The sequence below is a fragment of the Streptomyces sp. NPDC017520 genome (assembly GCF_044329855.1).
In the GTDB taxonomy this organism is placed as follows: Bacteria; Actinomycetota; Actinomycetes; order Streptomycetales; family Streptomycetaceae; genus Streptomyces.
In genome coordinates this window covers 422,763-433,466 of sequence record NZ_JBIRKB010000004.1, presented here as the reverse complement: position 1 = coordinate 433,466, position 10,704 = coordinate 422,763, and the positions used below count along the sequence as shown (strand labels likewise).

The window sequence follows — 10,704 nt, the reverse complement described above, 5'->3', positions numbered from 1 at the left end:
ACTATGCGCGGCCCGGGGTCAACATGCCCGGCTCCGTACGCTCTTCGCGTCAGCGTGCGCCGAGTTTGCGCGGCGGGGCGGCGCGTTCGGCTTCCCGCTTCCGGTCCGCCCACAGGGTCCGCACATGCGCGAGATGGCGGCGCATGTGCTCCTCGGCCCCCTCCGCGTCCCCCGCGATCATGATGTCCAGGAGCGCGGTGTGCTCCCGCGCCGAACCCACCAGCGACCCCTCCTGGGACAGGTCGGTGAGCCCGTAGAGCCGGGAGCGCTTGCGCAGGTCGGCCACGGTCTCCACCAGGCGCGCGTTCCCGGCGAGGGCGAGCAGGTCGAGATGGAAACGGCGGTCCGACTCCAGGTAGGCGATCAGGTCGCCGCCCTGCGCGGCGGTCACGATCTCCTCGGCCACCGGACGCACCGCCTCCAACTGCTCGCGGGAGGCGGTGCGCGTCACGCGGCCGATGGTGGGGATCTCGATGAGGGCACGGATCTCGGTGTACTCGTCCAGGTCGCGCTCGGAGAGTTCGGTGACGCGGAACCCCTTGTTGCGCACCGCCTCGACCAGGCCCTCGCGGGCCAGATCCAGCATGGCCTCGCGCACGGGCGTCGCGGAGACGCCGTATTCAGCGGCGAGCGTGGGCGCCGAGTAGATCACGCCGGGCTGGAGTTCCCCCGCGATCAGCGCGGCACGCAGAGCGTTGGCGACCTGGTCGCGCAGATGCTCCTGCACCGAGATGAGTTTGCGGGACTTCAGCTCACTCATGCGTTCCCCTTCAATGATGTGGCACCGCACTATACAATGTCACGTTGCGCGACGCCTCATCGGTCATCCAAGGTCAGCGCTGTCAGCTGGCAGCTGTCCAGCAGGCGGGCCATCCACGCCTCGACGCCGACGACAGCGGTCTGTGCCGCCGCTACACCCTGTGCAGCAGCGGGCACACGCTCGGCATCGACGTGCACGACTGCGCGCGGGCCCGCGCGGAGACCTGTCTCGACGGCGTACTGGAGGAGGGCCATGTCCTCACCGTCGAGCCCGGGCTCCACCTCCAGCCGGACGACGAGACGCTGCCGCCCGAGCGGGAGGGTGCGGGTGACGTCGGCGGTGTAGAGGGTGTCGGTCTCCACCCCCGCGTCGAGCAGCAGCAGTTGGGACGGGTCGAGCGGTCCGTCGTTGCGGATCCAGTGCAGGACGCAGGCGCTGTGCGCGCGGAAGCGGTGGTCGGTGTCGTTCGAGCGGACCTTGAGCGTCCCGGCGGATGTGACGAGCCGCTCACCCGGGAAGCGGGCCGACAGCCGCTCCAGGCGGCCCGGCAGCAGGGCGCGGCCGGGACCTGTGCGCCGGCGGGCAGGGGGGCGGCGCCCAGCCGGTCGCCATGAAGGCGTCCAGGGCGGCCGGGACGGGCAGGTCGTGGCTGCCGGTGTGCGGCTGGGCCGGGGACTGCGCGGTCATGCGTCTCCGTCGAGGGTCTTCGAGGGTGAGTGGAGGGTGCCGTGGCGGCGGGCGGGTGAGCATCCGTCAGCGCCCTCGTGTCGCTGACCCTTTCGGGCCGCTGGGCGGTTCACGTCGTGGACACGTTTCGGTAACGGGATGACGCACCGCTTGGCTGTGCAATTTCACATTACTATGTTACGGGTCACACAGCATGGATGCGGGCGCAATCTTCCCGGCCCACTCCGCTCCACTCCGCTCCACTCCGCCCCACTCCACTCCACTCCGCTTCGCGTTCCGCAAGCAGTCGCCCGCCGGGCCGCTCGGCCGCCCGGATCACCGGGCCCTCCCGGGCCGCTCCTTTCCTCCCGGCCTGTTCCCGCGTTCGTCCTCCCGGCCCGTTCCGACTTCTGTCCTCCGGCTCGTTCCCGCTTCTGTCCTCCGGCCCGATACCGCTTCTGCCGCGACCCTTCCCCGTACGAGGAGTGCACCCATGTCCCGTCGCACCCGGATGCTGTCCGCATCCCTGAGCACCTCGCTCGCCCTGGCCCTGCTGGGCGCCTGCACCACCCAGGGAGGTGACGACCGCGACCCGGACAAGCGACAGCCCGGTGTGGCGACCGGCACTGTCATCGGCGGCACGCCCAAGCGGGGCGGCACCCTGACCGTGCTGTCCAACCAGGACTTCGCCCACCTGGACCCGGCCCGCAACTGGGTCATGCCGACGATGGACTTCGGCACCCGGCTGATCTACCGCACCCTGACCACCTTCCGCGCCGAACCCGGGAAGAAGGGCAGCGAGATCGTCCCCGACCTCGCCACCGACCTCGGCAGATCCTCCGACGGCGGCCGCACCTGGACCTTCACCCTCAAACCCGGCCTCGTCTACGAGGACGGCACCCCGATCCGGGCTCGCGACATCAAGTACAACGTCGAGCGGTCCTTCGCCCCCGACCTCGCCGGCGGACCCGACTACGCCCAGCGCTATCTGGCCGGCACCGAGGGGTACGCCGGCCCGCTGGACGGCAAGCACCTCGACTCGATCCGTACCCCCGACGACCGGACCATCGTCTTCTCGCTGCGCAGAACCGTCGCCGAGTTCTCCTACACGGTCACGCTGCCCACCTTCTCGCCCGTGCCCGCCTCCCGCGAGAAGGGCGTCCAGTACGACCTGCGGCCCTTCTCCTCCGGCCCGTACCGCATCGAGAGCTACGCACGCGGCAAGAAGCTGGTGCTGGTCCGCAACACCCACTGGGACGCGGCGACCGACCCGGTGCGCAAGGCCTACCCCGACCGCATCGTCGTGATCCAGGGACTCAAGGGCGGCCAGATCGACGACCGGATCATCGAGAGCGCGGGCGCCGACGCCTCCGCCGTCGAGTGGTCCGACCTCCAGCCTTCCAGCGTCGCCAAGGTCCTGCCGAAGCCGGAGATCCGGCAGCGGCTCTCCGCCGAGCGCACCGGCTGTACGGACATGCTCGCGCTGAACACCTCCCGGGCGCCGTTCGACGACCCGAAGCTCCGCCTCGCGATGCAGTACGCCGTCGACAAGGAGGCCCAGGTGACCGCCAACGGCGGCCCGGCCCTCAACGACGTCGCCACCGCCTATCTGCCGCCGTCCCTCACGGGCGGCCGTGCCGCCGCCCCGGTCCACGGCGGGCCCGCCACCGGTGATGTGAAGAAGGCCCAGAAGCTGCTGGCCGATGCGGGCAAGGCCGACGGCTTTGACACGACGATCACCGTGTCCACCGGGGACAAGACCCGCGCCGAGGCCCTCCAGCAGAGCCTGGCCCGGGTCGGCATACGGCTGCGGATCGAGACCGTCGACCCCTCGGTCTACTACGACACCATCGGCGACACCGCCAACGCCCCCGACATGGCCATCAGCGGCTGGTGCCCGGACTACCCGTCCGCCGCCACCTTCCTGCCGTTCGTCTTCGACGGCCGCACCATCAAGCCCAAGGGGAACCAGGGCAACGTCTCCCAGTTCCGCGACAAGACCGTCGAGCGCCGCATGGACGAGATCGCCGAGATGGCCGACGCGACCGCCGCCAACAAGGCGTGGACCGCGCTCGACCGGGAGATCCAGCGCACCTCCCCGGCCGTCCCCCTGCTCTGGGAGCGCAAGCCGCTGCTCGTCGGCGACAACATCGCCGGGGCCTTCGGACACCCCTCCTGGACCGGCCAGTTCGACTTCGCCGTGATCGGTCTCAAGGACCCGTCCCGAAGCAAGGGCTGAGAGGACGAGGACGCATTCCCATGAGCATCGTCACCGCCCCGGCCACCGGACCGGGCGACGCCCCGACAGCCGGCGGACCCGGCTCACCCGCCCTGCCCGACGCCCTCTGGCGGACCACCTGGCGCCGCCTGTTGGGCGATCGGGGCAGCCGCACCGCCCTGGTCGCCGCCGCCCTGCTGATCCTGGTCGCCCTCACCGCGCCCCTGCTCAGCCGCATGGGCGGCTGGTCGCCCACCGCCTTCGACGCCGACGCCATCGACCCCTACCTCGGCGGCCTGCCCCACGGCGCCCTCGGCGGCATCAGCGCTGAACACTGGCTCGGCGTCGAACCGGTCACCGGCCGCGACCTGTTCGCCCGCGTCGTCCACGGCGCGCAGGTGTCCCTGCTGATCGCCTTCGCCGCCACCGCGATCGTCGTCGTCACCGGCACCGCCGCGGGCATCACCGCCGGGTACTTCGGCGGGCGCGTCGACACCGTACTGAGCCGGCTGATGGACCTCACCATGTCCTTCCCCTCGCTCATCTTCATGATCGCGATGATGTCCGTGGCCCAGGACGTCAACCGGGTCGTGCTGATGACCGTCGTCATCGGCGTCTTCGGCTGGCCCGGCATCGCCCGCGTGGTGCGCGCCGAGGCGCTCTCCCTGCGCAACCGCGAGTTCGTCGAGGCCGCCCGCGCCTGCGGCAGCGGGCCCTGGCGCATTCTCACCCGGCAGGTGCTGCCCAACATCTCCGGGCCCGTCATCGCGTACACCACGCTGCTGATCCCCGGAATGATCAGCACGGAGGCGGCGCTCAGCTTCCTCGGGGTGGGCGTGCGCCCGCCCACCCCCTCCTGGGGCCAGATGATCGCCGAGGCCGTCGCCTACTACGAGACGGACCCCATGTACTTCATCGTCCCCAGCGTCTTCCTCTTCGTCGCCGTCCTCGCCTTCACGGTCCTCGGTGACGCGCTGCGCGACATCCTCGACCCCCAGGGAGGACGCCCGTGATCGCCTACCTGGTCCGCAGACTCCTCGGCGTGGCCGGCGTCCTGCTCGCCATCTGCGCCGTCACCTTCGTGATCTTCTACCTGCTGCCCGCCGACCCCGCCTCGGCGGCCTGCGGCAAGACGTGCAGCCCCGAGCGCCTCGCGGAAGTACGCCACTTCATGGGGCTCGACCAGCCGGTCCACCGACAGTTCGGCGACTACCTCATCGGGATCTTCGCCGGCCGCGAGCTGGGCAGCGGCCCCCACGCGCTGCAATGCGGCTTCCCCTGCCTCGGCTACTCCTACGAGAACGCCCTGCCGGTGTGGGACCTGCTGATGGACCGCCTGCCCGTCTCCGTCTCCCTGGCCTTCGGCGCCGCCGGCCTGTGGCTGGTGCTCGGGCTGAGCGCCGGGGTGACGGCCGCCCTGCGCAAGGGCGGGCTGCTCGACCGCACCCTGATGGTCGGCGCGGTCGCCACCGCGTCCCTGCCCGTCTACTTCACCGCGGTGATGCTCCTGTACGGCCTGGTCCGGCTGACCGGTCTGCTGCCCTATCCCGCCTACGTCCCGCTCACCGACGACCCCCTCGCCTGGGCCGCCAACCTGCTGCTGCCGTGGATCGCCCTGGCCCTGCTCTACGCCGCCATGTACGCCCGCCAGAGCCGCAGTTCGATGATCGAGACGATGGCGCAGCCGTACATCAGGACCGCCCGCGCCAAGGGCCTGCCCGCCCGGACCGTCGTGGTCAAACACGGACTGCGGTCCGCGATGATGCCGGTCCTCACGCTCTTCGGCATGGACCTCGGCGCCCTGCTGGCCGGAGCGGTCATCACCGAGTCCATCTTCGGTATCCCCGGCGTCGGCAGGCTCTTCTACGACGCCCTGCAACGCTCCGACCAGCCCGTCGTGCTCGGCGTCACCCTGCTCGCCGCCTTCTTCATCGTGGCGGCCAACGTCGTCATCGACCTCCTGTACGCCGTCGTCGACCCGAGGGTGAGGAACTGACGTGCCGCCCACCACCGAACCGGACCACCCCCTGCTGCGCGTCCACGACCTGCGGGTCGCCTTCGACACCCCCACCGGAACCGTCCAGGCGGTCGACGGGGTCTCCTTCACCGTGGAGGCCGGCCGCACCCTGGGTCTCGTCGGCGAATCCGGCTCCGGCAAGTCGGTCACCTCCCTCGCCGTGATGGGTCTGCACCGCCGGGCCCACGTGAGCGGATCGATCACCCTCGCCGGACAGGAGCTCATCGGCCTGACCGACCGCCGCTTCGGCCGGCTGCGCGGTCGCCGGATGGCCATGGTCTTCCAGGATCCGCTGTCCGCGCTGCACCCCGCGTACACCGTCGGCGAACAGATCGCGGAGGCCCACCGCCACCACTTCGGCAGCGGCCGGCGCGTCGCGCGCAGACGAGCCGTGGAGATGCTCGGCGAGGTCGGCATCCCCGAACCGGCCCGCCGGGCGGGGGAGTACGCGCACCAGTTCTCCGGCGGCATGCGCCAGCGCGCCATGATCGCAATGGCCCTGTCCTGCGAACCCGAACTCCTCGTCGCCGACGAGCCGACCACCGCGCTGGACGTCACCGTCCAGGCGCAGATCCTCGAACTGATCGCCCGGCTCCAGCAGGAACGCGGACTCGGAGTGCTGATGATCACCCACGACCTGGGCGTGGTGGCCCGCGTCGCCCACGAGGTGCTCGTCATGTACGGCGGGCGCGGCGCCGAACAGGCCCCGGTGGAGGAGCTGTTCCACAGCCCCGCGCACCCCTACACCCGTGGCCTCCTGGACTCCCTGCCCCGGCTGGACGACCGGGACGACGCACCGCTGCGCGCGATCCCCGGCTCCCCGCCGTCACCCGGCGAGCCGAGACCCGGCTGCCCCTTCGAGCCGCGCTGCCCCCGGGCGGCCGCCGCCACCGCCCGGGAGCGGGCCCGCTGTGCCGGGGAGAGCCCCCGTCCCGGGGTGGTGCCCGGCGGCGGCCGGCTGGTCGCCTGCCACCTGCCCCTGCCGGCCGCCCCGACCGCCCCGCACCCCGGTCCGCCCGGCGGGGCCCCCGTACCGGCCGAGGAGGCCCGATGAAACCCACGCTCTCCACATCCCCTCTCCCGACGGCGCGTTCTACGGAGGCTGGAGCCGCGCCCCTGCTGTCCGTACGCGGCCTGGTGAAGACGTTCCCCGGGCGCCGCGTCCTGGGCCGCGCCGCCGCTCCGGTCCGCGCGGTGGACGGCGTCGATCTGGAGCTGGCCGCGGGGGAGACCCTGGGGCTGGTCGGAGAGTCCGGCTGCGGCAAGACCACCACGGGCCGGATGCTGGTCCGGCTCCTGGAACCCACCGCGGGAACCGTCGAGTTCGAGGGCCGCGACATCACGCATCTGTCCCAGCGCGAGCTGCGGCCGGTCCGGCAGCACCTCCAGATCATCTTCCAGGACCCCCACGCCTCCCTGAACCCCCGGCAGACCGTGGCCAGGATCATCTCCGAACCCCTGCTCGTGCAGGGGGCCACGGTCGGGGCGGCCCGGGACCGGGCCGCCGAACTGCTCGACCTGGTGGGGCTGGGCTCCGAACACCTGGACCGGCACCCGTACCAGTTCTCCGGCGGCCAGGCCCAGCGCATCGGCATCGCCCGCGCCCTGGCGACCGGCCCCCGCCTGATCGTCGCCGACGAGCCGGTCTCCGCGCTCGACGTGTCCGTGCAGGCCCAGGTCGTCAACCTGATGGAGCGTCTGGGCGAGGAACTGGGCCTGTCGTTCCTCTTCATCGCCCACGACCTGTCCGTCGTGAAGCGGGTGTGCGACCGGGTGGCGGTGATGTACCTGGGCCGCATCGTCGAGATCGGCGACAAGCGCGAGCTGTACGACAGGCCGGCGCACCCCTATACCCGGGCGCTGCTCTCGGCTGTCCCGCTGCCCGACCCGGCGGCGGAGCGCCGCCGGGAGCGAATCCTCCTGCTCGGCGACCCGCCGAGCCCGGCCTCGCCGCCCAGCGGCTGCGGCTTCCATCCGCGCTGCCCCAAGGCGCAGGCCGTGTGCCGTACCGAGCGGCCGCTGCTCCAGGTCGTGGGCTCCGGCGCGCGTACGGCGGCCTGCCACTTCCCCGAAACGGGCTGAGAGGCTCCGGCGGCCCGTCCCAACCCTGGCGGGCCGTCCCAACCCCGGCGGGCCACCCCTCCCCGCCGGGCCGCCTCCGCCCGCCGGGCCGCCCCTCCCCGCCGGGCCGCCTCCGCCCGCCGGGCCGCCCCTCCCCGCCGGGTCGCGTTCACCGGAAAGTCGTATCGGATTCCGTCACATGCCTTCCCAGTGATGTGTGACCTGTGCCATTGTACATGTCACAGGGCGTGGGCATGTCAACTCCGGGCATCGACCCCATTCCGTCCGGCCGACAGCACGGCACGACACGGCACGGCACGACAACACCCCCTGTCCCACGCCCTGTACATCCCATCGGTCACGCATGCGCGTGCCTCCGATCCCTCATGGGAGGAAAAAACGTGAGAACCACACTCGTCCGCCGAGGTGTGGGTGCCGTCCTGCCCCTGGCTCTCGCCGGGGCGATGAGCGTCGCGCTGCTCGCGCAGCCGGCCCAGGCGCAGCCGAACTCCCCTTCGGCCGCCACGGCATCGAACGCGTCCCAGCCGTCCCGCCCCGCCGGGTCGGCCGACCCCGCGCCGCAGGCGCAGCAGTCCCCCACCTCGGACACCGGCCACCAGGCCAAGGACCGGTTGAAGGCGTCCCAGCTCCCCCCGCTGAGCGCCGACAAGTCCCCCCTGAAGGAGGCCTACGGGGAGCACGACGCCCCGTCGAAGCAGAGTACGGGCAAGACGTCCTCGGCGAAGGCGGCCGCCGCGTGCGACCCGGCCGACTTCACCGGACGCACCGGAAGCGAGCTGGTGCGCTTCATCAGGGCGTCCACCACGGAGTGCGTGAACACCCTGTTCAGCCTGACCGGCAGCAACGCTCAACTGGCCTTCCGCGAAGCCCAGATGACCTCCGTGGCCTACGCGCTGCGCGACAACGCCGCCTACTACCCGGGTGACGGGAGCACCGGCATCCCGCAGCTCGTGCTGTACCTCCGCGCCGGGTACTACGTGCAGTGGTACAACCCGGACGTCGTCGGACCGTACGGGCCCACCCTCCGGACCGCCATCCGCTCGGGCCTCGACGCGTTCTTCGCCAGCCCCCGGTCGCGCGACGTCACCGACGACAACGGCGACACGCTCTCCGAGGCGGTCATCCTGATCGACAGCGCTCAGGAGAACGCCCGGTACATCCCCGTCGTCAAGCGGATGCTGGCCGCCTACGACTCCTCCTGGAACGCGTCCTCACGGATGCTCGCCGCGCTCAACAACGTGTACACGGTGACCTTCCGGGGCCACCAGGTGCCCGCGTTCGTCAGCGCCGTCGAGTCGGACCCGAGCCTCATCGACTCGCTGCACCGCTTCGCCGCCGACCACCTCACGCTGCTGGAGGGCGACCACGCGTATCTGACCTCCAACGCCGGACGGGAGCTCGGCCGCTTCCTCCAGCACACGAGCCTGCGGGGCAAGGCCCGGCCGCTGGCCACCGCCCTGCTCCGGGACACCTCCATCACCGGCCCCACGGCCCCGCTCTGGGTGGGCATAGCGGAGATGGCCGACTACTACGACAAGGCGAACTGCGCCACGTACGGCGTCTGCGACCTCCAGGAGCGCCTGAAGCGCGAGGTCCTGTCGGTCCGCCACACCTGTAGCCCCAGCATCCGCATCCTGGCCCAGCAGATGACGTCCGCCGAACTGAGCGCCAGCTGCACCAGCCTCATCGAGCAGGACGCCTACTTCCACCGGGTCGCCAAGGACAACGGCCCGGTCGCCGACGACAACAACACCGCCATCGAGGTGATCGCCTACGACTCCAGCGCCGACTACCAGACCTACGCCGGCGCGATGTACGGGATCGACACCAACAACGGCGGCATGTACCTGGAGGGCGACCCCTCCGTCGTGGGCAACCAGCCCCGCTTCATCGCCTACGAGGCCGAGTGGCTGCGACCGGACTTCCACATCTGGAACCTCAACCACGAGTACACCCACTACCTCGACGGCCGCTTCACCATGTACGGCGACTTCGCCGACAACATGACCACCCCCACCATCTGGTGGGTCGAGGGCTTCGCGGAGTACATCTCCTACCACTACCGCCAGGAGCCCTACACGGCGGCGATGACCGAGGCGGGCAAGGGCACCTACGCCCTGTCCACCCTCTTCAGCACCGACTACAGCCACGACCCCAACCGGGTGTACCGCTGGGGCTACCTCGCCGTGCGGTACATGCTGGAGAAGCACCCCGCCGACCTGGACCAGGTGCTCGCCCACTACCGCGCCGGCGAGTGGAGCGCGGCCCGCACCTACCTCACCAGCACCATCGGCACCCGCTACGACAGCGACTGGAAGACCTGGCTGGCGGCGTGCGCCGCAGGTGACTGCGGTGGCGGCGGCCAGCCCGGCAACCAGGCCCCCACCGCCGACTTCACCGCGGCGGTCAAGGACCTGACGGTCACCCTCACCGACCGCTCCACCGACGCCGACGGCACCATCGCCTCCCGGGCCTGGGACTTCGGCGACGGCACCACCTCCACCCAGACCAACCCCGCCAAGACCTACGGAGCCGCGGGCAGCTACACCGTCCGGCTGACCGTGACCGACGACAAGCGCGCCACGGCCACCACCATCCGGACGGTCACCGTGACGGGCGGCTCCACCGTCGGCGAGTGCACCGCCTCCGACATCCGCGTGCTGGGCAAGAACTGCCGCCGCAGCAACCTCTCCGCCACCACCGGCAACTACGCCTACCACTACCTGAACATCCCGGCCGGCACCAGGACGCTGAAGATCACCGTCAGCGGTGGCACCGGCAACGCCGACCTCTACTACAGCAACCGCACCTGGGCCACCACGGGCTCGCACACCAACCGGGCCACCGGCGCCGGCAACTCCCACACCCTGACGATCAGCAACCCGCCGTCCGGCGCCAACTACATCAGCCTCCACGCGGCGGCCGCCTTCAGCGGCGCCACCGTCACCACCGCGTACTGAT

Annotated in this window: 7 protein-coding genes and 1 pseudogene; 7 read left to right on the top strand and 1 reads right to left on the bottom strand. The window is 71.3% G+C overall.

What is annotated here, in order from left to right:
• Positions 1-49: 49 nt before the first annotated feature.
• Complete coding sequence (locus tag ACH4KB_RS12560) at positions 50-760, bottom strand: GntR family transcriptional regulator (RefSeq protein WP_018957032.1); 711 nt, start codon at positions 758-760, stop codon at positions 50-52.
• 125 nt (positions 761-885) lie between these two features.
• Between ACH4KB_RS12560 and ACH4KB_RS12555 the strand changes: the two are divergent.
• The 7 genes and pseudogenes from ACH4KB_RS12555 to ACH4KB_RS12525 form a co-directional block, all read left to right on the top strand.
• A pseudogene (locus ACH4KB_RS12555) lies at positions 886-1,089 on the top strand (M24 family metallopeptidase); the annotation flags it as partial.
• 830 nt (positions 1,090-1,919) lie between these two features.
• Positions 1,920-3,665, top strand: a complete 1,746-nt coding sequence (locus ACH4KB_RS12550) for an ABC transporter substrate-binding protein (RefSeq protein WP_398065936.1) — start codon at positions 1,920-1,922, stop codon at positions 3,663-3,665.
• Positions 3,666-3,685: 20 nt separating this feature from the next.
• Entirely contained in the window at positions 3,686-4,657 is a 972-nt protein-coding gene (locus tag ACH4KB_RS12545; protein WP_398065935.1) for an ABC transporter permease, read from the top strand.
• Positions 4,654-5,640, top strand: a complete 987-nt coding sequence (locus ACH4KB_RS12540) for an ABC transporter permease (RefSeq protein ID WP_398065934.1) — start codon at positions 4,654-4,656, stop codon at positions 5,638-5,640. The genes ACH4KB_RS12545 and ACH4KB_RS12540 overlap by 4 nt, the downstream gene beginning before the upstream one ends.
• A gap of 1 nt (position 5,641) precedes the next feature.
• On the top strand, positions 5,642-6,715 hold the full coding sequence (locus ACH4KB_RS12535; RefSeq protein WP_398065933.1) for an ABC transporter ATP-binding protein: 1,074 nt from the start codon (positions 5,642-5,644) through the stop codon (positions 6,713-6,715).
• Positions 6,712-7,743 (top strand): ABC transporter ATP-binding protein, encoded by a 1,032-nt coding sequence (locus tag ACH4KB_RS12530; RefSeq protein ID WP_398065932.1) that lies wholly within the window; start codon positions 6,712-6,714, stop codon positions 7,741-7,743. The genes ACH4KB_RS12535 and ACH4KB_RS12530 overlap by 4 nt, the downstream gene beginning before the upstream one ends.
• 443 nt (positions 7,744-8,186) lie before the next feature.
• Complete coding sequence (locus ACH4KB_RS12525; RefSeq protein WP_398066068.1) at positions 8,187-10,703, top strand: collagenase; 2,517 nt, start codon at positions 8,187-8,189, stop codon at positions 10,701-10,703.
• The last annotated feature ends 1 nt before the right edge of the window (position 10,704 follow it).

What these genes read in the sequence shown, in the direction of transcription:
- ACH4KB_RS12560 (WP_018957032.1), bottom strand. Translation starts at nt 760, where the DNA reads ATGAGTGAGCTGAAGTCCCGCAAACTCATCTCGGTGCAGGAGCATCTG.
- ACH4KB_RS12550 (WP_398065936.1), top strand. Translation starts at nt 1,920, where the DNA reads ATGTCCCGTCGCACCCGGATGCTGTCCGCATCCCTGAGCACCTCGCTC.
- ACH4KB_RS12545 (WP_398065935.1), top strand. Translation starts at nt 3,686, where the DNA reads ATGAGCATCGTCACCGCCCCGGCCACCGGACCGGGCGACGCCCCGACA.
- ACH4KB_RS12530 (WP_398065932.1), top strand. Translation starts at nt 6,712, where the DNA reads ATGAAACCCACGCTCTCCACATCCCCTCTCCCGACGGCGCGTTCTACG.
- ACH4KB_RS12525 (WP_398066068.1), top strand. Translation starts at nt 8,187, where the DNA reads ATGAGCGTCGCGCTGCTCGCGCAGCCGGCCCAGGCGCAGCCGAACTCC.